The organism is Streptomyces sp. PA03-6a (assembly GCF_033792765.1).
Classification (GTDB): Bacteria; Actinomycetota; Actinomycetes; order Streptomycetales; family Streptomycetaceae; genus Actinacidiphila.
In genome coordinates, this window is the sequence record NZ_JARAVK010000005.1 from 44,329 (window position 1) to 64,728 (window position 20,400).

The window sequence follows — 20,400 nt, forward strand, 5'->3', positions numbered from 1 at the left end:
CGGCCTCTCCCGGCCCACCGCGCGCCGCGGTCACCGCCTGCTCGCCCGGAGCCGGCGACGACGCCTTCGGCAGCCACGTCTGCGCCGCCGCACCTCGTTCCGCCGCGGGCGGGCGCCTCAGTTGTGGGCATCGTCAACGGCCTGCGACCCGAGATCGAGGATCTCGCGGAACCGGGGGTGCTTCTCGATGAAGCGATCCACGACGGGGCACCGGTTGGTGACTGCCGCGTCTTCCTTCACCAGGTCGGACAGCGCCTCGTGCATCAACGCGGTCCCCAGGCCGCGGCCGCGGTAACCCTCCTGGACGTACGTGTGCGTCAGGCTGTACTGAGTGCCCTTGCGCTCGTAGGCGAGCAGCCCTGCATAGTTGCCGTTCTCTTGAACCTCGTAGAACCTGTTGTCTTCGTCCTTGAGGACTCGGATCGAGCCGCTCGTGTCAGTCCACAGCACCTTGGCCATCGCTGTTCCTGTATCTGTGCCGGCTCCGTCTGGATGACGGGGCAATCCTGTCGATCACCTAGTGGACTAGATCGTCCCCTTGGGGGGTTGATGAGCCTTCAGCGGACGCGGATGACGGTCTTTCCCCTGACCCGCTCGGTCGGATTGAAGGCCGCGACAGCCTCATCGAGGGTCGCGACGTTGCCGATGACCGTACGCAGCCGTCCGTCCCGCACCCGCTGGACCACCTCACGCAGCTGGACGCGATCAGACTCGACAACGAAGTCGATGGCCAGGCCGTCCGCAGGTCGCGCCTCCGGCGGGCCGGCGATGGTCACCAGCGTTCCTCCGGCTCGAATCAGGCTCGCGGATCGCTTCCCTATGTCGCCACCGATGACGTCGAAGACCAGATCAACTGCGCCGACGTCTTCCAGCGTGTCGTTGTCCAGGTCGACGAACTCCGTCGCGCCGAAGTCGAGCGCCGTCTGACGATCGGCGGCACGTCCGGTGCCGATGACGTGAGCACCCGCCTCGCGCGCCAGTTGCGTCACCATCGATCCGACTCCGCCGGCCGCACCGTGCACGAGGACGCTCTGCCCCGGCTGAAGACGCCCATGCTCGAACAGGCCCTGCCACGCCGTCAGGCCCGAGATCGGCAGACTCGCGCCCACCGTGAAGTCGACATCGCCGGGCAGCGGTGCGAGGTTACGTGCTTCGACGGCCGCATACTCCGCCAGCGTGCCGTCGCGGGTCCAGTCCGTGAGGCCGAAGACCCGCTGCCCCACGGACAGCCCCGTCGTGCCATAGCCGAGGGCACTGACCACTCCGGCGAGCTCATGACCGGGGATCGATGGCGTGCGGTCACGGCCCAGGCGGTCCGTCCAGTTCGAAGGCCACGTCAGCTCCCCTGGGGTGAATCCGGACGCATGAACCTCAACAAGCACATCGTTCCCCGCCGCCTCGGGCGTGGGGCGCTCCGCGAGCCTCATTCCGGCCGTTCCCGCGGCCTGATCGGTCACCACAATCGCCTTCATCGGGTACTCCCTGCATCCCGCATCGTCCGCATGCCACGCACGCCGAGCTACACAATCAAAGTGAACTAAAAGGTCCACAATTTTGGTTCGATCTGGACTCTAACAGCATACTCAAGTCGATGACTGGTCGAGATAGTCCCGTTCAGGGACGCCGGGCAGCCCACTCTCCCGACGCCGACGAGCGGGCGGCTGGCCACCGGGTGGGGACTGCGCCGCACCCCACGCGTGTCCGGGGTCAGGGCCTGATGAGCACCTTCAGGCTCCTGCGGTCCGCCATGTCCTGGTAGCCGGTCGGGACGCCGTCCAGGTCGGTGGTGGCGTCGAAGACCTTCCCGGGCTCAATGGCGCCGCTCAGGACGTCGGGCAGAAGTCCTTCGATGTAGGCGCGGGCCGGTGAGGGGCCGCCGGCCAGGCGGATGTTGTGACGGAAGAGGCTGCCGATGCCAATGGGTGCTTCCTCGTACTGAGGGGCGCCAACCCGGCTGATGACTCCGCCCGGCCGGATGATGGCGAGGGCTTGATCGTAGGCGGGCCTGGTGCCGACGGCTTCCAGGACCGCGTGCGGACCGTACCCGCCAGTGAGCTCGCGGACGGTTTCGGTGCCTTCCTCGCCGCGGGCGGAGACGACATCGGTCGCGCCGAACTCGCGGCCGAGGTCGGTGCGCGCCTGATGGCGGCCCATGAGGACGATCTGTTCGGCACCCAGCCGTTTGCAGGACAGGACCGCCATCAGGCCGACGGCCCCGTCGCCGATCACCGTGACGCGGGTGCGCTCGTTGACCCCGCCTGACACGGCAGCGTGGTAGCCGGTGCAGAGCACGTCGGAGAGCGTCAGCAGGGAGGGGACGAGCGCCGAGTCCGCGGGGACGGGAAGCTTGACGAGAGTGCCGTCGGCCAGAGGCACGCGGATGGCTTCGGCCTGAGCGCCCTCTTCCGCCTCGCCGTCCCAGAAGTTCGCCTGCGGGTGGACACAGGAGCTGTGCAGGCCCTCACGGCAGAACTCGCACGTGTTGTCCGAGATGCTCCAGGGGGAAACGACCAGGTCGCCGGGCGCGATGGTGGTCACCTCCGGGCCGGTGTCTTCAACGACGCCGATGAACTCGTGGCCCATCCGTGCGGGACCGTCCTCGGGCTTCAGCGAGGCGTACGGCCACAGGTCCGTGCCACAGACACAGGATGCGGTGATCCGCACCAGGGCGTCGGTCGGGTTCTTGATGACGGAATCGGGCACGTTCTCGACGCGGACGTCGCCGGCGCCGTACATGAGTGCTGCGCGCATCAGTGATGCTCCTTTTCCAGGTGGTGGCTGCGGGAGTGGTGGTGCGTTTCGGCTGACCGCCGACCGGAGAATGCCGCTGGTGGGCTTGTGCCGGCCTTCCATGTCGAGCCGACTTCGCCCCTGCTCCGCCAGCGTTGATTACGGAACAGAACTGGTTACCGTTTGGAGCGGAGCATCAGCTGCCAGTTGGACTGCGGAGCCTGTCGACGATCGCTACAGGAGTCGTTGCTCCGCTCAGAACGCCACCGATAATCGTCGGCCCGCCGTCCTCTTCCGTTATAACGCAAACGAGAGGACCATGTAGTCCATGTAGTGGGCGCCCGCGAATGTCGCCAACGTCGGAGTCCTCACCCTGCTCACGGGGACCCGTGCGTGCCGGCGCGGACTGCTGCCCGGAAGTCATCCGTGAGGGAAGTTGGACCCCCATTCGAGCGTTGCCACGGTTCGTACCCGGTGAGAGGCAGAGGTGGTCCATGATGACAGGCAAGTCGCGCGCGCCTGCGAAGGCCGCACCTCATGCGCTGGAGCCCCCAGTGGGCAGGGAGCAGCCGACCGATACGCCCGAGCGCGGGTCGGCACGGCCCTCGGACTCTCCCGGCAACCCGGTGATCGCGCGTAGTAATATCGGGCACATGTCCGTAGAAGATGCTCCAAGGCAGGAGCGGCGCCTGACCTCGCGTGGGGCTGTCACCCGTGACCGCATTATTCAGGCCGCTGCCGACCTTTTCTACGTGAGGGGCGTCAACGCGGTCTCACTCGACGACGTACGAGCGACGAGTGGGACGAGCAAATCTCAGCTGTATCGCCACTTCGCGGACAAGGACCAGCTTGTCCACAGCGTCATCGAACTGCGGGCCGGTCAAGTCCTGAACCGTGATCGCCAAATGCTGGAGCGGATGAATTCCATTCGCGCGCTGGAGCGATGGAGCGACAAGGTCATCCATCTCAACTCTTTGCAGAACGGTGCCTACGGGTGCGCGTTGGGCTCGCTCGTCAGCGCGCGGGCGGCGCAGGACCCGACGTCGAGGAGCAAGCTCGCCGAGACGTTCGCCGACTGGCAGCAGCTCATCTCGGCAGGCTTGAAGCGCATGCAGGAGAACGGCTCGCTCCGTCAAGAAGCGGACCCGGAGCAGCTCGCCACCGCCGTCATGGCCGCCTTGCAGGGTGGCTATTTGCTGGCTCAGACCGCACAGGACGTCGAGCCGATGCGCGTCTCCATGCAGATGGCGTTGAGCTACGTACGCTCCTACGTCGTGGACTGATCCGGATCCTCGACTCGATGCTTCGCCAGGCAGGCGGGCAGTTGGCGGCCGGCCGACTGGTCAGCTCGATGGAGGCGAGACCCAGGTGCCCGAATGTTCCGCGTCGACCAGGCTGACGTATTCGGGATTCTTGCGTATGAACCTGTCGACGACTGGGCAATAATTTGAAATGGTGTTTCCGTGGATACGCAAGAAGTCCAGGGTGTTCTTGATGAGGACGTTGGAGAGACCTTGCCCGCGGAATGCGTGATAGATGACGGTGTGCATCAATACGCGTCGATTGCCGATCGATCGATAGCCCATGTGACCGGCCGTCTCACCCGCCACGGAGATCTCGTAGCGATACTCCTTCTCGTTGTCACTCACCACCACAGACGATTCCGCGTCTGAAAAAAGAACGTCAGACATCTCAGCCCTCCGGTCCATCGTGAAAGCCCCACAGTGGGAAAGTTGCCAGAAGTCGATCGGCGGGTGCCGTGAAGAGGTCCAGCCTCTGGACGAGTTGCTGCAAGGGCGGCCCACCCGAGCTCCGGCGCAGCGCGTTTCAGCCTAAGTGAAGTGGACGAAACAGTCCAGCCTGAGCACGAGTCGGCATCCCGTCGGCGCACGCCGTGACCCGCGAAGGACGGCTGCACCCGAGGAGGGGTCACCCCTCCGGATCCCGCACGGAACGACACCGGATGCCCCATCGATTGCACGCAGAGGCCGCTCCCGACTCGCCGGCCATCGCGGGTACGCAGACCGCGGTCATGCCGCTCTCGACGACGCCCCCAGAGACCGTTCACGAATTCCGCCGCGGCGGCGGCAATCTCCTCACGGGTAAACCAGCTGTCGGCTGGGCCACCTCTCAGCTTCGCGCCCGGCTCCCGGCGGACGCGACCTGCTCTGCGGCGGCAGATAGGATTGTTACGTCTATCGGGGTGATATCACTCGATAATGGTCAGGGAGCGGCAGATGGACGCCTCGGACGAACTCCTCCAGAGGGCCACGCCGTCGGCTCTTTTGGCCCTGGACGGTGTCATCCGCCGTCTCAATGCCGCAATGGCCTCAGCGCTTGGCAGGCCGGAGGAACAGTGCGTAGGTCGCGGCTTCAGTGACCTGCTGTCCGAAGATCAGCGGATCTCGGCCAGGAGCCTGCTGGCGCACGGGGCGACGACGAAGCGGCTCGCGATGCGGGTGCTGGAATTCCCCGGGACGGGCGAAGCGTCTGTGGTCTGCCTGGTCGAAGCGCGGCCGGTAACGGACCCCGCAGATGGCAAGCGGCTCGTGTGGGCGCACTCGTTGGACGCGCGACATGACCTGGGCGCCCTGCTGATCCCGTTTGACCTCGCAGCCAAGGCCGCCGGCCTTGGCCTTTACATGTGTTCACCCAATGAGCACCAGATCGAGTGGCTGGGTGGCGAGCCCGGCCTGGCAACGCTCTTCCCGCAGGCGTCGATGTCCCTGCCCATGGTGATCCGGCGAGTGCACCCTGAGGACCGAAAGGACGTGCAGCGGCTTGTGCGCTCGTCCGAAGCCCAGTCCCCGTGGATCAGGTCGCGGTTCCACACCGAACACGACGGCTGGCGCATGCTGGCCAGCCAAGCCCGCCGGATCACTCTGGGATACGGCGGCCCCGAACGGGTCTTCGGGGTGATCCGCGACGAGTCCACGATGGAGGCGCACCGAAAGGACATGCTGGCTGCGGTGAGCGCTGAGCGGCAGCGCGCCGATGAGATCGCCGCGTTCTCCTCCGCCCTGTTCACTGCCGCCACCGAGCAGGAGTTGCAGCAGGTGGTCCTGACTCGGCTCGCCGCGGCTTACGGCGGCTTCGGCGCACTCTTCGCGCTCGTCGGCGACGGGCGCCTGCAGGTCTCCTCGGACGCCGGGATCCCCACATGGCAGACCGATGCCCTGCTCGGTCTGTCGCTGGATGAGGACAGGCCGTTGCCCTGTGCGATCCGTACCGGTCAGCCGCAATTCATCGCCAGCCAGGAGGAGCTCGCGCGGTGTTGGCTGAGTGATTCACGTGCGGCTCAGGCACCGCCTGGCCCCGATGTCGCCATGTCGATCACCCCCCTCAGCCCACCGGGCGACCGACCCCTCGGGGCCTGGGCAGTGACGTACGACAGCAAGCGCCCTCCTTCCCTGGAGAAACTCGCCTTCATGACCACTCTGGCCGACCTGGCGGGCCAGGCCCTGAGGCGCATCAGGTTGCAGCAGGCCCACGTCGAGCTGTCCACGGCGGTCCAGCAGAGCATGCTCCCCACGCTGCCCGAGCACCTCCCGGGCTTGGAGGTCGCCGTCCGCTATCAGCCCAGCCGGGACGGGCTCGATATCGGCGGAGACTGGTACGACGCGTTCTTCCTGCCCGACGGTGCGGTCGCACTCGAGATCGGCGACGCCCAGGGGCACGACGTCGATGCCGCGGTTTTCATGGGCCAGGTGCGCTCGTCGATGCGTGCGATCGCCGCCCACGAGCCCGAGCCGGGAACGGTGCTGACACGCACCAACGAGTTGCTCACCGCGATGGACGCACCACGCTTCGCCAGCTGCACCATGCTGCACGTAGATCCGCGTGACGGTCAGGTCATCGGCACCAGCGCAGGCCATGTTCCGCTGCTCCACGCACGCGACGACGGGAGCCACTGCATCCGCACTCTTCCCGGAGGACCCGTCCTGGGAGTCCTGCCCGATGTCGACTACCCCGAGGAGACCTTCACTTTGGAAGAAGGCACCGCACTGGTCATGGTCACCGACGGCCTGGTCGAAGGGCCGGGCCTGACGCTGGAAGCCGGACTGGAGCGAGCGGGAACGTTGGCCGGACGCGCCCTGCACGACCGGCTCGATGTCGAGGCGACGGCAGATCTCATCCTCGACGCCGTGGTCGCCGTAGACCACCTCGACGACGTGGCCGTGCTGGTCATCCGGCGCACCTAGGAGGTGCTCAGCTCGGAGACAAGTTGGAAAAGGCTTTTCGGCTGTGAAAGCTAATTCTGCAGGAAGGATTGCAGCATGGCTGTCACTTCCTGTGGCTTCTCCTCCGTCACGAAGTGTCCCGAATTTGTCAGGACTCGTCCGTCGACGTTCTCGGCGTAATCACGCCATTGGTCGACGATCATCCCACCGAAGGAATCCTGCGCGCCAACGGCGAGGATGGGCATCTCCAGTTTGCCCCGGCCCAGGAACTCCTTGTTCTGCTGAACGTTCGCGCGGAGCTGCCGGTATACACTCATCCACGCCGTCGTGCGGCCGGGCTCCTTCAGGAAGTGGGCGTAATAGTCATAGTCCGACGGCGTGAACGGTGACTTGTTGCCCACCAGGTACGCAGTGATCATTTCTTCGATGAAGACACGCTCGTGACCGGCGATGAGATGTTCGGCGAGACGCATCTGGAACATGCCCCAGTGCCACGGCGAGGGCTTGTTCGGGTCAACGTTCAGAACGGGGAAGCCGTAGGCGCTGTCATCCGCGATGGGGGCTTCCATCACGGCCATGCGGCGCACCTCCGACGGCCACTGCGCCGCGTAGGCGTAGGCGACCCACACGCCGACATCGTGGCTGACCACCTGGATGCCGTTGTTCAGTCCCAGCTGCTCCAGCAGCTGATGCACGTCCTCAGCCAATTGTGCGGCCTGGTAACCACTCTTCGTGACCTGTGAGTTGCCGGTGCCACGCAGGTCGACGGCGATCACGGTGTGAGTCATGGAGAGCGGGCCCATCTGCTGCCGCCACTCGGACCACGTCTGGGGGAACCCGTGGATCATCACCACGGGCGAGCCTTTTCCGCCCCGCATGTAGTGCATACGGAAGCCATTCACTTCCGCGTACTCGGACCGAAACCCAGCGGGTGGTTGAGATTGCGGGTAAGTCGATGGCGACGGCTCCACCATCGAACTATGCCGGCGGCTTTCGCCCCATCCTCCGGAGCCCGAGGTGACGGAGATTTCCAGGAGGGTCTTCAATGCCGTGATGAGCCTGTTGGCCTTTCCTGTTCCGATGCTCATTGATGCACCTACTTGGAGTCGCTACCTCGTTATTCCACACTAGACGTGTGGGTACGGTGCAGCCACCCATCGGTTCGGCACCGTACGTTGCCGAAGGCCTGATGCCACAGGTCGTCCAATACCCCCGGGAGTCACCGCCCGGCGGGTGCGGTGGTACGACGCGTTCTTATTGCCCGATGGTGCGGTGGCACTGGAGATCCGCCACTCACGCAGGAGGGGCGTCGACCCCGCGGCCCGTACGGCGACGTCGAAGGGCCGGCGCGTGTCGGCGTAGGCGATGACAAGGCGAACTCACCTAAGGCGAAGACTTCCTGCGGCCACCAGGGGCTGAGTCACGGATGGAACCGCCACCGGCCTTCGGAGACGACATCCACCTTGCCGTCCCTGACGCGAACGGCTGTCTCGTCGTCGATGAAGTAGATCGGAAAGTCCGCCCGCGCAACGATGCGATCAGCCCAGGCGTCATCCCGCTCGGGAAAATCCGGCGAGTACAGGTGGGGCTTGAGATACCAGTCGAAGAGGCCGAACGGCGGCTCCACGGTCGTCGCACCGAGCACGTGGAGGTCCGCAGTGTCCCCGATGACGTCGGCCGAATGCCCGGTGAGATGACGACTGAAGATCATTGATCCGGCGCTGACCCCCACGTAGACCCGGCTCTCCAGCGCCTCCAGGAAGCCGTCGGCCAGGCCGTTGCCCGTGATGCTGCGCGCAAGGTGGTAGTGACTGCCGCCCTCGACATAGATGACGTCGGCGTGGAGCAGCCGGTCGAGCACCATCTGCCGGGGCAGGCCGTTCAGCTCCAGGACGTCGAACTCCCGCCAGCCGAGGCCGTGCAGCCGGTTCATGTCCTCGACAACCCACCCGTGGTCCCCGGGCTCGGCGACCGACGCCGTGGGAACGAACACGACGTTCGCCGATCCGAACGGCTTTCCCAGCATGTCCCGCAGCGCATCCCGCAGCGTCTCGTTGCGCAGGCCACTCGCCGTCAAGAGAAAGTTCATCCGGCGAGCCAAGCACGACCGGCGGGCGCGCGCAACGAACATCGGATCCACCCCTTCGTGGCCGACGGGGCCGGACGGCCCGACCATCGCCTCAGGACTCGTCGGCGAGGAAGTGTTCGGCGAGGGGGGTGCCGGCGAACTTCTTGTTCATCTCGCGGGAGAAGAGCAGCAGCGTGTTGCGCGGCCGATGGAGCACCGCGAGTTCCTGGGCCTGTCCGTCGGCGTTGCAGGTGACCGTGACGACGACCTTCATGGGCTCGCCGAGGACCGAGGCGTCGTAGATCTCGAGGAAGCCGTTGTCACCGAAGTCTCCGGTGAAGCCGAAGTCCTGGAACTCATACAGTTCGCGGGCCTTGACCACGATGGCGCGAACCGCTTCCGCGCCACGCGCGGTGCCGTTCATGGCGGCGCCTTCCAGTGTGACGTCCTCGGCCAGGTTGTCCAGCCACCACGGGTAGTAGCTGAGTCCCTGGCGGTCGGTGTCACTGCTTTCCGCGTTCGTCATGTCCTGTCTCCTTCGAAGCTGCGGCCGGGGCGCTTGCGTGTCGATCGGTTGCCGGTGGTTCCGGTGAACGAATAGGAGCATATGCTCCTATCTTGCCGACGACAAGCCTTCGATCCGGCTCGCGCGGGGGTGAGGCCACCGTCAGGGCCTCGGCACTAAGAGTATATGCTCCTATTGGTGAGGCCCGGTGAAACCGCTGGTCACATGTCGCTCGACGTTCCAGCAGAGGGCGCAAGCGCACGCTGCCGCCGAGGCGACATGTGCGCCGGGCCCTCGAGCGCGACCGACAGGTCTGCACGACATGGGCCTCTCTCAGCATGTACTCCCCGTGCAGGGAGGTGCTCACCTGAACACCGGGGCGAAGGAGGCCACGTCGATGGACGTGACGCATACACCCAGGCCACCTGGGATGCTCGAGAACGAGTGGGAGACCCTCCGGCCCGCCGTCTTCGGAGCGGCGTACCGCTTGCTCGGCAGCGTGGCCGATGCCGAGGACGTGGCCCAGGACGTATGGCTGCGGGCAGCCACAGCCGACCTACGCGACGTCCGTGACCTGCGGGCCTGGCTGGTCACGGTGGCGGCGCGACGGTCGTATGACATCCTCAAGTCCGCCCGCGCCCGAAGGGAAACCTATGTCGGGCCGTGGTTGCCGGCGCCCCTGCTGACGGGGCCGGACGCCTCTGAGCCGGTGTTGGTCGACGAATCCGTCGGATCCGCCATGCTCGTGGTGATGGAGGAACTGAAGCCGCCCGAGCGTGTGGCCTTCGTCCTCCACGACGTGTTCGGTTTCGAGTTCAGCCTGATCGCCGACGTGCTCGGCATCTCGGTGGCGGCCGCCCGACAACTCGCCTCACGAGCACGGCGGAAGGTGGCAGGGGCCAGGCAGCGCACCGTGGACGCCTCCCGGGCGGAGCGCGAGCGCCTCATCGCCGCCTTCCGCAGTGCCTACGAAGAGGGGGACATGGCCGGCCTGGTGCGTCTGCTGCACCCCGATGCCGTATATGTCACCGACGGTGGCGGCAGGGTCGTCGCGGCGCGCAAGGTGATCCGGGGCGGCGCGCGCATCGCCATGGTGATGATGCGGGCGGGGCGCCTGTTGCGCGCGGACAGTATTGAGGTCATCGAGGTCGGAGGCGAGCCGGCGCTCCTCCTCCGCAGGGACGGGCGAGCCGTCTCCGTGGACACGGTGGAAATCGAGGACGGCCTGATCACCGCCTACCGCAGGGTCCTCAACCCGGACAAGCTTGCGCACGTGCGCTCCAAGGTCACACGGTGCTCTGCTTGACCAGCATTCTCGGCGAGGCCGGCCGGTCCGGACGCGCCGTGGCACCGGACAGGAGGCGTGCCAACCAGCGGCAACGCCTCCTGACGCGGGGTGGCCTCAGACTTCCGAGTGCAGGCCGTCGTTGGGTATGTGGACGCGCTGGACCGGCGTGTGGGTGCTGCGGTCAAGCAGCGGTGCGGTGGGGGTGCGGTCGATCTGCAGGTTGAGGAATTCGGGGCGGCCGTAGTGGCCCCGGGCGTCCATCAGGCGCTTGCGCCGGTCGATCATCGTGAGGTCCAGATCGGCGATCACCTCTCCCTCACCCGAGGTGAGCGGCTCGCCGATGATGCCGCCTTCGGGGTCGACGATGGCGGTGAAGAACCCTTGGGAGAACACCCCGGCCGGGGCACCGGTGTCCGCCGCGAGCTGCGCCCGTTGGTCGGCGTCGAGCCAGGCGGTGGCGTTGACGACGAAAGCGGCCGCCTCCAGCGCGTGCTGACGGATGGCCACCTCCATCTGCGGCGCGAACTGCGGACCCCCGAACGCGCCGGGGAACATGGCGGCGTGGATCTGCTCACCGTCGGCGATCAGGGCGTAGCGGGCGAGGGGCTGGTAGTGCTCCCAGCAGGCGAGCTGGCCGACGCGACCGACGGCGCTGTCCACGGCACGCAGCCCGGAGCCGTCGCCCTGCCCCCAGACCATGCGCTCGTGGTACGTCGGCGTGATCTTGCGGCGGCGCTGGAGCAGCGTGCCGTCGGCGTCGAACAGCAGCTGCGTGTTGTACAGGGAGCCGCCATCACGTTCGTTGACGCCGATCGAGACGACCACGCCGGCTTCGCGGGCCGCCGCGCCGATCGCATCCGTGTCGGCGGACGGCACGGTCACCGCCTCCTCCATCAGCCGCAGGTGCTCCTTGGCCATGGTGTAGGGCGGCTGCACGAAGGAGAAGTAGGGGTAGTACGGGACAACGGTCTCCGGGAAAACCGCGAACCGGACACCCTTCCGTCCCAGCTCTCGGATCTTCTCCACCACCTTCGCGACCGTGCCCGCACGGCTGTAGAGCACGGGGCTGATCTGGACGGCAGCTGCCTTCACAAGGGTCATGACGTGGTTCCTTCTCACGATGCGGGGTCGGCGATCTCTCGGCGGTTGCGATGACCGGAGGCGGCGCTCGGCAGGCACTGGAAGCGGCCGCTTCAAGGGGCCTGGAGTCGGGGAAGCGCTGAGCTGCGCGCTGACCACTCTCTTCGGGCGGCCGCGGAGGGCCGCCATCTCACTAATAGGAGCATATGCTCCTATTGAGTGAAGGGCAAGGCCCTCTCACACGCCCTCGCAGGTCTTCGCCCGCCATGCCGGGTTCGAGGTCCACAGCACGGCCGAGGCATAGCTGCACGGCGCTACCGCGAAAGACCTCGCCTGTGGGCGACGGACCGCCCAGCACGACTCAGTCGCAGTTCACTCAGCCCAGGGATCGAAGCCGGTGTCGAGGACGGCATCGAGGAAGGCGCGCATCCGGGCCGCGTTCTCGGCACCGAACTCCTTCTCGAATTCGGCCTGCACCCCCTCCCACCGCGGGAGTGCCGCCTTCATCCGGGCCAGGCCGGCGGGCGTGACGGCGACGATGCGCGCACGGCGGTCGGTTGCCGACGGTTCGACGGTGACGAGTCCTTCGCGAGCGAGGGGCTTGAGGTTGGAGGCCATGGTCGTACGGTCCATGGCGATCACGTCGGCGAGGGCGGTGATCGTCATCTCCTCGTGGACGCTGAGCTGCTGCAGGATGCTGAACTGCGTCGCCCGAAGACCGAGCGGGGCCAGCGCCCTGTCGTACGTCGCGCCGAGGTACCGCGACGCCTTCCGCAGCGCCAGGTTGTTGCACAGGTCCGCCTTCGACGTGGCACTTGTCATTGCGTCCTCCACAGGCTCCCCTGCATTATACGAGTATCTGCTCTTAATTGGGAAGATCCATCATCGGTGCCGCGCGGGACCGGACCCCCTCCGGAATGACCCAGAGCACACCGCATCACCCTTCCAAAAATAGGAGCATATGCTCTTACATGTTCCTCGTATGTACATGCGAGCCGCGTACAGGGACGCAAGGCGGCTCGTACAGGCGCAACGCCACGCCATCGGGCACTGCCGGCACCCCGTCGCCGGGCGCCTTTCCCCGCCGGCGCCGTTTGATCACCACCACAAAAGGAACCGAGTGTGAACCCCTCCCCCATCGAACCGCCCGGCCAGGTTGGTCCAGGCATGCCGTCATCGCGCCCGGACCAGCCGCCGCGCCAGGTCTCCCGGCGCGCTTTCGTCGGCGGCGCGGCAGCCGTCACTGCCGGTCTCGCGCTCACCGGTGTCTCCGCTCTGCCCGCCACGGCCGCTCCGCGGCCGACCCCGAAGGGCTTCGGATCCGTGTCCGGTGTTCCCGGGCTCCCCGAAGGGTTCCGTCGGACGTTCACCAGCCGGCTCATCCAGGCCGGTGGCATACGTCAGCACGCCGTCGTCGGCGGCGACGGGCCACCCCTGCTCCTGATACACGGCTGGCCGCAGAACTGGTACGCCTGGCGCATGGTCATGCCGGTGCTGGCGCGGAACCACACGGTCATCGCCGTGGACCAGCGCGGCATCGGGCTGACCGACAAGCCCCGGGACGGCTACGACACCGCCACCCTCGCGAACGATCTGGCCGCGCTGATGGACACCCTCGGCCACGAACGCTTCGCGGTCGTCGGCCATGACACCGGCATGCCGATCGGCTACGCGCTCGCAGCGGACCACCCTCACCGCGTCGACCGTCTCGCCGTCGCGGAAGCCGTCATTCCCGGTGTGACGCCCTCACCGCCTCTGCTCGGCCCCGCCCAGGCCAACAACATGCTCTGGCACTTCCCCTTCAACCGGCTCGACGACGTCAACGAGCTCCTGGTCGCAGGCCGGGAGGACGTCTACTTCGGCTGGCAGCTCGACACCAAGGCCGCACGGAAGCTGCCCGACTACGCCATCCGGTACTACATCGAGTCCCTCACCTCGCACCGCCACGCCCTGGGCGGCAGCTTCGGCTGGTACCGCGACCTCGACACCACCTTCGTGCAGAACGCCGACCGCGTGAAGCGACGCCTGACCATCCCCGTCCTCGCCATCGGTGGAGCGCAAAGCGTCGGAGAGGGAGTGACGACCACCATGAAGCTCGCGGCAGACGACGTGCAGTCCCTGGTCATCCCGGGCAGCGGCCACTGGGTTGCCGAGGAGGCCCCGCAGGAACTGCTGGCGGCACTCACCGCTTTCCTGGCCCCCTACCGCGCCACCGCCGCGGCGAGGAACCGCCGGTAGGCGCCGCAAGGGCGACCTGGACCGTCTGCCGCGTGTTCGATGTCCCGCGGGGCCGCATGCGCTCCTGGCAGGGTGCGGGTGCCGGGGCTCACATACCCCGGCACCCGCCGCGACTTCACGAGGTACTGCTCAGCGGTGCAGTCCCTGTCACCGTGTGCCGCTGTGCAGGTAGGCGCGATCGATCGTCTGCCGGACGGAGTTGCCGGCCGCGTCCTTCGCGGTGACGCGCAACGTCACATACGCGTCGCCGTGCACCTTGGCCGGCCGCTGCACGGTGGCGGTGAAGCCACTGCCTTTGGGGGCCGTACGTGCCGTGGCCCAGGTCTTCCCGTCGTCGTAGGAGGTCTCGACCGAACGCCGCACGCCGCGCGGTGCCGCCATGCCGTCCTGCATCCGGACGTTCAGTCCCAGGTCGTGCGTGCGCTGCGAGCCGACCGCGTTGCGGGCGTCGACCGGCACGGCGTAATCGACCTGGAGCAGCGGCAGCAGCGTCGTGTCGGCGGCGGCACCGGAGCGGAACGTCCACGAGGTGCGGGTGCCGGCGCCGAAGCGCAGTCGTCCGACACCCGGGTGGTCTCCAGGTCCAGCCGGTACTCGGTATCGCCCGCGGGCACCTCGATGTCGCCCCACGTGCCCTGGCTCGACTCGGCGATCTGCTGTCCGTCGCGGTAGAGCACAGCAGTGGCGGTGTCGTCCACCAGGTCCGCTCCGGCGCCGCGCGCGCCCGCTCCTCTGCCCCAGTCGAGCCAGTTCATGAGCTGCACGACAGAATCAGTGGTGTCCCAGCACATGTCACTGGTATCCGCATGTCGCGGATGCAACATGTCCCAATGACGCCACGGCCACGGGACGTCGTGGTGGCGGCGGCACGATCCGGCCGGTCGACATCTGCAGCGGCGGGCCATCCGCATCGCCGGCCACGTCCGCTTCGACGCCCTCGAGTTGACCAGGCCGTGGGGTCGCCCGGCCGCGCGCCGACCCGGGACGGAGGGCCTCATGGACCGGGCGGAGAAGACCGCGATCTCACCGATGGACACGGCGACACAGACCGTCGGTCGCACCCGGGAAACGGCCGGCACCCGCCCAAGGGATCGCGTCGCCGATCTCGCCGAATCAACGGCCGACGTCGACCGGGCGACAACTGTCGCCCTCACCGCCTTCCAAGGGCCGTAGCCGCGGAAGCTGACTGACTCCGCGTCTTCCAACTGCCCGCCCACAAGTCCGAGTCGAAGTGGCGAGAAGGAGTCCGGTCCCTGGTCGAGGACGGCCTCGGCAATCGGGCAGGGGATGCGAGGGCGCGCGGGGCTGCCGGGACGGGGCAGGCCGGCGGCCAGGCACCAGTCCCTTGGCCGGCACACCGGCCCCAGGGATGTTCCGCCTCCTGCCAAGACGCGCTTGGCCGATGGCACGCGAGCGCCCCTTCGTCAGCAAGTCCCTGCGCACCCGTCACATTGGCGGTGGCTGTCTCGTCCACCTGAGGAAGTGGCAGCGGAGCGGGCCTGCGGATCGCGCCGCCCGGCCAACTCCTGACCGTATTCGCTCAGGGGCAACGAAGTTGCCTGGCTGCGCACCGAGCCACCCGTAACGATCACAGGAAGGGCGGAATCATCGTGACCACAACTACCGGGCACGACAGGGGATCTGCCGGACTGCCTGCGGTAATCACTGCTGCGGCACAGGAGATAGCCCCATGACGACAGTGCTGGTATGCGCGATATACGCGATAATCGCGGTGTTGTACATCTATGCTCTGATCGACTGCATCAGGACCCCCGCAGCCCGCATTCGCATGCTGCCCAAGGCAGGCTGGCTCGTCATCATGGTCCTGACCCCGCTCCTGGGCGCCATAGCCTGGCGGAACCTGGGCAAGCGGTCCCTTCCTGTCGAGGTCCGGCCGTCCACGGACTGAGCTCGGCCACTCGCCGCGCCCTTGTCGGGTCGCAGCGCCGATCACACCCTTCGCCCATGACTGCGACCAGCACGGTCGCTTCGCGGCGGACGGCAGGCTGTCGCGCCCCTGCGCGGCTCACGACCCCATCCGCAGTGGGGTGACGAAGGCGCCAGGCAGCGCTCCGAGCCATCCGCCTCGCAATCACGATGAACCGAAAGGCCGCGAATGAAATTCCGCAAGGTAATTGCCCGGGTCGGTTGTGGCGTTGCCGGGCTCCTGTGCGACTTCGCGATCAGTTACGGGTTCGTACCTGCTTCAGTACGGCCCCTGTCCCGAGCGGCTGCGGAGCCGGACGGCTCCTCGCGGTCACGCCCGGGACGGTCGACGATACGTATGCCTTGATTGCGGAGACCCCGGGCACGGGGTTGCCCTGCACGATCCAGATGTGATCACTCCGCGCATCCTCCTGCGGAACACCGGCTGTTGGCGGATTGAAGGCACTCCTCTCGGCCGAAGCGCCTGACGCTCCGCCTTCCCGGCCGGCGGCATGCCCAGTTTCACGATGCGTCACAGGTCCGCTCGGGCGGCTGTGACGCCTTCCATGTCAATCCCAGCCAGACTTCGAGGGACCGATGACCTTTTCCTTGGCCGATCTCGACTCACACGACCCGCACTGGAACAAGCGCGGCGCGTTCCACGTGCCGTCAGGCAAGGGCCCGACGGTGTGGGCAGCGGGTGACGTCTACACGATCAAGGCCACGGGCGCGCAGACCAACGGCGGGATGGGCTTCATCGAGGCCACGGTTCCGGCCGGCGGCGGACCCGTTCCTCACGCGCACCCCGAGCAGGAGGAGACGTTCTACATCCTCGACGGGGAGTTGGAGTTCCTCGACGGGGACCATCTCTTCACCGCGGTCGCGGGCGACTTCATCCACATCCCCCGGGGGGTCCGTCACCGCTTCAAGAACAAGGCCAGCCACGCCGCAAGGATGATTTTCATCTTCACGCCTCCGGGGCTGGAACAGATTTTCGTCGATCACGCCCTCCCCGCCAGGCCCGGTGAGGGGCCCCCGTCGGTCATCGACGACGACCAGCTCGCCCGGTTCGACATCATGGCCGGGCTGGCGAAGTCGATCATCCTTCCAGAAGCCTCCTGAACTCCACACCACCCCCCGGCCCGACCGCGTTGCGGCAAACGAAGGCGCCAGGTGCCCGTCATGCAGGGGGGCATCCGCCGCCAAGGCCCGCGCTCACCTGGTCATGGCCCGACTTCCGGGCAAGTGACCGCCATCGCACACAGGAGAACCAAACATGCTCGAAGGATTCGAACACGGCTATGCCGAGGTGAACGGCACCCGGCTGCACTACATCACCGGGGGCGAGGGCGAGCCGCTCGTCCTCATGGACGGATGGCCGCGCACCGTGCACGCTCTGCGCGAACTCCTCCCCCCACTGGCGCAGCGCTTCCGCGTCATCGCCGTGGACTACCGCGGGCAAGGCGCGTCGGACAAGCCCGCCGGCGGCTACGACAAGAAGAACATGGCGCAGGACGTCTACGAACTGATCCGTGGCCTGGGCCACGAGCAGGTCAACATCGCCGGCGGGGACATCGGGGCGATGGTCGCCTACAGCTTCGCCGCCAACCACCCCCAGGCCACGAAGAAGCTCGCCATCTGGGAGGGCGGACCCTTCTCCCAGATATTCCTCGACGTCATCAGCCCCTTCCCCACCCCGGAACAGCCGAACGCCTGGTGGTATCCGCTGAGCCAGGTCGACGGCCTGCCCGTCAAGCTGCTGGCGGGACGGTTCCGGCACATCATCGACTGGTCGACCGAGCACCTGGCGCTCCACCCGGAGCGGATCAGCGAGGAAAGCCGTGCCCTGTACGCCGCGGCTTACGACGCGCCCGAAGCGGTGGCTGCGGCCTTCGGCGTGTACCGGACGTTCCACCAGGACCTGGCCGACAACAACTCCTACCCGCCGCTGACGATGCCCGTCCTGGGACTGGGTGGCCAGTACGTGGCCGTGGTGCAGGCGATGATGGAGGGCAAGGCCACCGACATCCGCTTCGCCACCATCGCCGACAGCGGTCACTACATCGCGGAAGAGCAGCCTGCAGCGCTCGCCGCCGAGCTGGAGAAATTCTTCGGCTGACGCCGTCGCACGCTCACGGCGCGGTCGTCACACCAGTGGGGGCACCGTCGTCTTCCTGACGGGGCGCGGACCTTGCGGGGGTATCGGGGACGGCGGCAGCAGCCTCACAGGCGGCAGTCCTCGCCCACCGTGCGTCCCGGGCGGCGAAGCATCCCCCATCAAGGAGCGACCCCCGCACTGCCGAAACGGGGCCGTCGGCGGGGCTCCCGTGCGAACTCCCTCGTCGACCTGGCAAGAGTCGAATTCCGCATGTGCCGAGGCGCCGAGCGACCCACGCCTTCCGATCGGAGAAATACTGTTGAATTCCTTTGCCCTGCATGCCGGTTCGATGTTCGACGGATACACCCTGTCGGGTCCGGCCACTGTGCATGTTTCGGGGGACCGTATCGTGCGCGTCGACCGAACCGGCGCGCTGCCCGTCGACGGCAGCGTGGTCATCGACTTCGGCGTCTCGGCCTGTCTGCTGCCCGGCCTGATCGACACTCACGTCCATCTCGCCTTCGACGCAGGACCGGACCCCATGACGTCCCTGGTCTCCGCCTCCGACAGTGACCTGCTCGCACACATGCGGGCCGCCGCCCAGTCCGCCCTACTGGCCGGCATCACCACGATGCGCGACCTCGGCGACCGCGGCTACCTCTCGCTGACTCTCGTGGAGGAGATGACCGAACACCCGGAGCGGGGTCCGGAGATCCTGGCCGCCGGCCCTCCGCTGACCACGCCCGGCGGCCACTGCCACTTCCTCGGCGGCGAGGTCGAGGGCGCCGAAGCACTCCGTGCCGCCGTCCGCGAGCGTCACACCCGCGGCTGCACCGTCGTCAAGATCATGGCCAGCGGCGGCCACATGACACCCGGTTCGGTGCCGCCGCACGCATCCCAGTACAGCCTTGATGACCTGCGTGCCGTCGTGGACGAGGCGCACCGCCTCGGGCTGCCGGTGGCTGCCCACGCGCACGGCATCCAGGCCATCAGCGACGCCGTTGAAGCGGGCGTCGACAGCCTGGAACACGTCTCCTTCCTCAGCGCCGACGGCGTCGCCACCGACCCCGATCTCATCGACACCATCGCAAGGAAGGGAACCTTCGTCAGCCTGACGCTGGGCCTGGCCCCCGGACAAGCCGTCCAGCCGCCGAGGGCCATGACCGCGCATGCCATGTCCGCACATGTCAACAGCGTCTTGGACACGTACCGCAACCTGCACAAGCACGGTGCCCAGGTCGTCATCGGATCGGACGCCGGCATCGGGCCCTGGAAGCCCCACAACGTCCTCCCCCACGGCGTGGCCGACCTCGCCCGGCTGGGCGTCGCGCCGCTGGACGCGCTCAGGTCCATGACCAGCTCGGCGGCCCGCCTGTGCCACGTCGAGGGCCGCAAGGGCCGCATCTCCGTCGGTGCCGACGCGGACCTTCTCGTCGTGGGCGGGGACCTTGCGCATGATCCCGCAGCCGTCCTCGACGTTCAGGCAGTCTTCCGCGCCGGTACCCGCGTGCGGTGAGCTGACGGTCTTCCGCCGGACCGATCTCTCCAACATCCGGCCGACGCCGCTCGCCGAACGGACGGCAAGCACCGTCCGTCTGCGAGCGGCAACCGGTCACGACCGCCGACCAGCCAAGACGGCGGCGCGGCACCTTGGCCAACGTGCAAGGACTGGCTGCCGCACAACCGCGCCGGAAGAGGCCTTCCGGGTCGCCCGTGACAACGTTGATTCGACAAGCCGAGGTCGTATTCCGGTCATGCGACGGCACCCGCACCCGGCTACTCCACCGCGCTGCTGAGTCACCGCCTCGGAGACGACCTGGTCGCCCTCGGCCACGCCCCGACCTGATCACCGGCGACGACCCGGCCGGACACAGGGAAGGCGCCCCGTACGACCGGGTCATCGCTACCTGCGGCGTCCTCACCATCCCCGAGCCGTGGATCACCCAGACGTGCCCCGGAGGTCAGATCCTCGCCGCCCTGGGCGGCTGGATGCACGCCCCGGAACCGGCTCGCCTCACCGTCCACGACGACGGCACCGCGACCGGACGGCTCCTGGACGGGCCGGTCTCCTTCCTGCGCGCCCGCCCCCACCGGCCTCCGCACCTGGGCGTGCCCCCCGACACCGACGGCGGCCCCGAACGCATCTGGGACCCCATCCGCCACGCCCAGCCGTCCGCCAGGAAGCAGCACCAGGAGAGCCCGCTGCCGCCCGACGCTCATGCGCGCCGAAAGCCAGAGCCTCACCGGAGCTGAGCCGGCCCCCGGGGCGAGGCGGCGCCGCGAAGT

General features: G+C 67.5%; 20 protein-coding genes and 1 pseudogene. 11 read left to right on the top strand and 10 right to left on the bottom strand.

The annotated features are described in order from the left end of the window. Window positions 1-117: 117 nt before the first annotated feature. The 3 genes from PV350_RS02250 to PV350_RS02260 form a co-directional block, all read right to left on the bottom strand. Window positions 118-459: a GNAT family N-acetyltransferase gene (locus PV350_RS02250; RefSeq protein WP_499510062.1), complete on the bottom strand. Its 342-nt coding sequence runs from the start codon at window positions 457-459 to the stop codon at window positions 118-120. A 98-nt stretch (window positions 460-557) separates the two neighbouring features. Beyond that, window positions 558-1,472, bottom strand: coding sequence for an NADP-dependent oxidoreductase (locus PV350_RS02255; protein WP_499510063.1), 915 nt, complete (start codon window positions 1,470-1,472; stop codon window positions 558-560). A gap of 235 nt (window positions 1,473-1,707) precedes the next feature. Beyond that, on the bottom strand, window positions 1,708-2,751 hold the full coding sequence (locus PV350_RS02260) for a zinc-binding dehydrogenase (RefSeq protein WP_499510064.1): 1,044 nt from the start codon (window positions 2,749-2,751) through the stop codon (window positions 1,708-1,710). A gap of 632 nt (window positions 2,752-3,383) precedes the next feature. Between PV350_RS02260 and PV350_RS02265 the strand changes: the two genes are divergently transcribed. Beyond that, the gene (locus tag PV350_RS02265) at window positions 3,384-4,013 is read left to right on the top strand and encodes a TetR/AcrR family transcriptional regulator (protein WP_499510065.1); all 630 of its coding nucleotides are present in this window, start codon (window positions 3,384-3,386) and stop codon (window positions 4,011-4,013) included. A gap of 60 nt (window positions 4,014-4,073) precedes the next feature. Here the strand turns inward: PV350_RS02265 and PV350_RS02270 are convergent, their stop codons facing one another. Next, complete coding sequence (locus tag PV350_RS02270) at window positions 4,074-4,379, bottom strand: GNAT family N-acetyltransferase (protein ID WP_500332666.1); 306 nt, start codon at window positions 4,377-4,379, stop codon at window positions 4,074-4,076. Window positions 4,380-4,967: 588 nt separating this feature from the next. On the opposite strand from PV350_RS02270, the gene PV350_RS02275 reads away from it, so the two are divergent. Further along, on the top strand, window positions 4,968-6,932 hold the full coding sequence (locus tag PV350_RS02275) for a SpoIIE family protein phosphatase (RefSeq protein ID WP_500332667.1): 1,965 nt from the start codon (window positions 4,968-4,970) through the stop codon (window positions 6,930-6,932). A 50-nt stretch (window positions 6,933-6,982) separates the two neighbouring features. On the opposite strand, the gene PV350_RS02280 is transcribed toward PV350_RS02275, so the two are convergent. From PV350_RS02280 to PV350_RS02290, 3 genes are all read right to left on the bottom strand, one after another. Beyond that, window positions 6,983-7,999 carry an alpha/beta fold hydrolase gene (locus tag PV350_RS02280; protein ID WP_500332668.1) on the bottom strand — a complete coding sequence of 339 codons (1,017 nt, stop codon included), beginning with the start codon at window positions 7,997-7,999 and terminating at the stop codon, window positions 6,983-6,985. A 332-nt stretch (window positions 8,000-8,331) separates the two neighbouring features. Continuing rightward, window positions 8,332-9,000, bottom strand: a complete 669-nt coding sequence (locus tag PV350_RS02285; RefSeq protein WP_500332669.1) for a Type 1 glutamine amidotransferase-like domain-containing protein — start codon at window positions 8,998-9,000, stop codon at window positions 8,332-8,334. Window positions 9,001-9,091: 91 nt separating this feature from the next. Then, on the bottom strand, window positions 9,092-9,505 hold the full coding sequence (locus PV350_RS02290; protein ID WP_499510071.1) for a hypothetical protein: 414 nt from the start codon (window positions 9,503-9,505) through the stop codon (window positions 9,092-9,094). Between the two features lie 409 nt (window positions 9,506-9,914). On the opposite strand from PV350_RS02290, the gene sigJ reads away from it, so the two are divergent. After that, the gene (gene sigJ / locus PV350_RS02295) at window positions 9,915-10,790 is read left to right on the top strand and encodes an RNA polymerase sigma factor SigJ (protein WP_500332670.1); all 876 of its coding nucleotides are present in this window, start codon (window positions 9,915-9,917) and stop codon (window positions 10,788-10,790) included. A gap of 96 nt (window positions 10,791-10,886) precedes the next feature. On the opposite strand, the gene PV350_RS02300 is transcribed toward sigJ, so the two are convergent. Together PV350_RS02300 and PV350_RS02305 are read right to left on the bottom strand one after the other, a co-directional pair. Beyond that, on the bottom strand, window positions 10,887-11,873 hold the full coding sequence (locus PV350_RS02300; protein WP_499510073.1) for a nitrilase-related carbon-nitrogen hydrolase: 987 nt from the start codon (window positions 11,871-11,873) through the stop codon (window positions 10,887-10,889). Between the two features lie 351 nt (window positions 11,874-12,224). Then, a complete protein-coding gene (locus PV350_RS02305) occupies window positions 12,225-12,674 on the bottom strand; it encodes a MarR family winged helix-turn-helix transcriptional regulator (RefSeq protein WP_499510074.1) in 450 nt (149 codons plus the stop codon). A 345-nt stretch (window positions 12,675-13,019) separates the two neighbouring features. Here PV350_RS02305 and PV350_RS02310 point away from each other — a divergent pair, with 345 nt between their 5' ends. Further along, on the top strand, window positions 13,020-14,090 hold the full coding sequence (locus PV350_RS02310) for an alpha/beta fold hydrolase (RefSeq protein ID WP_500332671.1): 1,071 nt from the start codon (window positions 13,020-13,022) through the stop codon (window positions 14,088-14,090). A gap of 147 nt (window positions 14,091-14,237) precedes the next feature. Here PV350_RS02310 and PV350_RS02315 read toward each other — a convergent pair whose 3' ends face one another. Next, the gene (locus PV350_RS02315; RefSeq protein WP_500332672.1) at window positions 14,238-14,720 is read right to left on the bottom strand and encodes a hypothetical protein; all 483 of its coding nucleotides are present in this window, start codon (window positions 14,718-14,720) and stop codon (window positions 14,238-14,240) included. 366 nt (window positions 14,721-15,086) lie between these two features. Here PV350_RS02315 and PV350_RS02320 point away from each other — a divergent pair, with 366 nt between their 5' ends. The 7 genes and pseudogenes from PV350_RS02320 to PV350_RS02350 all read left to right on the top strand — a co-directional run bounded on the left by PV350_RS02320 (window position 15,087) and on the right by PV350_RS02350 (window position 20,367). Continuing rightward, window positions 15,087-15,263, top strand: a complete 177-nt coding sequence (locus PV350_RS02320; RefSeq protein ID WP_500332673.1) for a hypothetical protein — start codon at window positions 15,087-15,089, stop codon at window positions 15,261-15,263. Between the two features lie 562 nt (window positions 15,264-15,825). Next, window positions 15,826-15,999, top strand: a complete 174-nt coding sequence (locus PV350_RS02325) for a PLD nuclease N-terminal domain-containing protein (protein ID WP_499510077.1) — start codon at window positions 15,826-15,828, stop codon at window positions 15,997-15,999. Window positions 16,000-16,613: 614 nt separating this feature from the next. Continuing rightward, entirely contained in the window at window positions 16,614-17,138 is a 525-nt protein-coding gene (locus PV350_RS02330; RefSeq protein ID WP_500332674.1) for a cupin domain-containing protein, read from the top strand. A 154-nt stretch (window positions 17,139-17,292) separates the two neighbouring features. Beyond that, complete coding sequence (locus tag PV350_RS02335) at window positions 17,293-18,135, top strand: alpha/beta fold hydrolase (protein WP_499510079.1); 843 nt, start codon at window positions 17,293-17,295, stop codon at window positions 18,133-18,135. Window positions 18,136-18,523: 388 nt separating this feature from the next. Continuing rightward, entirely contained in the window at window positions 18,524-19,630 is a 1,107-nt protein-coding gene (locus tag PV350_RS02340) for a metal-dependent hydrolase family protein (RefSeq protein WP_499510080.1), read from the top strand. Between the two features lie 197 nt (window positions 19,631-19,827). Beyond that, window positions 19,828-20,037, top strand: a pseudogene (locus PV350_RS02345) (hypothetical protein); the annotation flags it as partial. A gap of 66 nt (window positions 20,038-20,103) precedes the next feature. Continuing rightward, window positions 20,104-20,367 carry a hypothetical protein gene (locus PV350_RS02350; protein ID WP_499517069.1) on the top strand — a complete coding sequence of 88 codons (264 nt, stop codon included), beginning with the start codon at window positions 20,104-20,106 and terminating at the stop codon, window positions 20,365-20,367. Window positions 20,368-20,400: the final 33 nt, after the last annotated feature.

What these genes read in the sequence shown, in the direction of transcription:
- PV350_RS02350 (WP_499517069.1), top strand. Translation starts at nt 20,104, where the DNA reads ATGCACGCCCCGGAACCGGCTCGCCTCACCGTCCACGACGACGGCACC.
- PV350_RS02280 (WP_500332668.1), bottom strand. Translation starts at nt 7,999, where the DNA reads ATGAGCATCGGAACAGGAAAGGCCAACAGGCTCATCACGGCATTGAAG.
- PV350_RS02330 (WP_500332674.1), top strand. Translation starts at nt 16,614, where the DNA reads ATGACCTTTTCCTTGGCCGATCTCGACTCACACGACCCGCACTGGAAC.
- PV350_RS02285 (WP_500332669.1), bottom strand. Translation starts at nt 9,000, where the DNA reads ATGAACTTTCTCTTGACGGCGAGTGGCCTGCGCAACGAGACGCTGCGG.
- PV350_RS02335 (WP_499510079.1), top strand. Translation starts at nt 17,293, where the DNA reads ATGCTCGAAGGATTCGAACACGGCTATGCCGAGGTGAACGGCACCCGG.
- sigJ (WP_500332670.1), top strand. Translation starts at nt 9,915, where the DNA reads ATGCTCGAGAACGAGTGGGAGACCCTCCGGCCCGCCGTCTTCGGAGCG.
- PV350_RS02300 (WP_499510073.1), bottom strand. Translation starts at nt 11,873, where the DNA reads ATGACCCTTGTGAAGGCAGCTGCCGTCCAGATCAGCCCCGTGCTCTAC.
- PV350_RS02250 (WP_499510062.1), bottom strand. Translation starts at nt 459, where the DNA reads ATGGCCAAGGTGCTGTGGACTGACACGAGCGGCTCGATCCGAGTCCTC.
- PV350_RS02275 (WP_500332667.1), top strand. Translation starts at nt 4,968, where the DNA reads ATGGACGCCTCGGACGAACTCCTCCAGAGGGCCACGCCGTCGGCTCTT.
- PV350_RS02310 (WP_500332671.1), top strand. Translation starts at nt 13,020, where the DNA reads ATGCCGTCATCGCGCCCGGACCAGCCGCCGCGCCAGGTCTCCCGGCGC.
- PV350_RS02265 (WP_499510065.1), top strand. Translation starts at nt 3,384, where the DNA reads ATGTCCGTAGAAGATGCTCCAAGGCAGGAGCGGCGCCTGACCTCGCGT.
- PV350_RS02320 (WP_500332673.1), top strand. Translation starts at nt 15,087, where the DNA reads ATGGACCGGGCGGAGAAGACCGCGATCTCACCGATGGACACGGCGACA.
- PV350_RS02290 (WP_499510071.1), bottom strand. Translation starts at nt 9,505, where the DNA reads ATGACGAACGCGGAAAGCAGTGACACCGACCGCCAGGGACTCAGCTAC.
- PV350_RS02260 (WP_499510064.1), bottom strand. Translation starts at nt 2,751, where the DNA reads ATGCGCGCAGCACTCATGTACGGCGCCGGCGACGTCCGCGTCGAGAAC.
- PV350_RS02305 (WP_499510074.1), bottom strand. Translation starts at nt 12,674, where the DNA reads ATGACAAGTGCCACGTCGAAGGCGGACCTGTGCAACAACCTGGCGCTG.
- PV350_RS02255 (WP_499510063.1), bottom strand. Translation starts at nt 1,472, where the DNA reads ATGAAGGCGATTGTGGTGACCGATCAGGCCGCGGGAACGGCCGGAATG.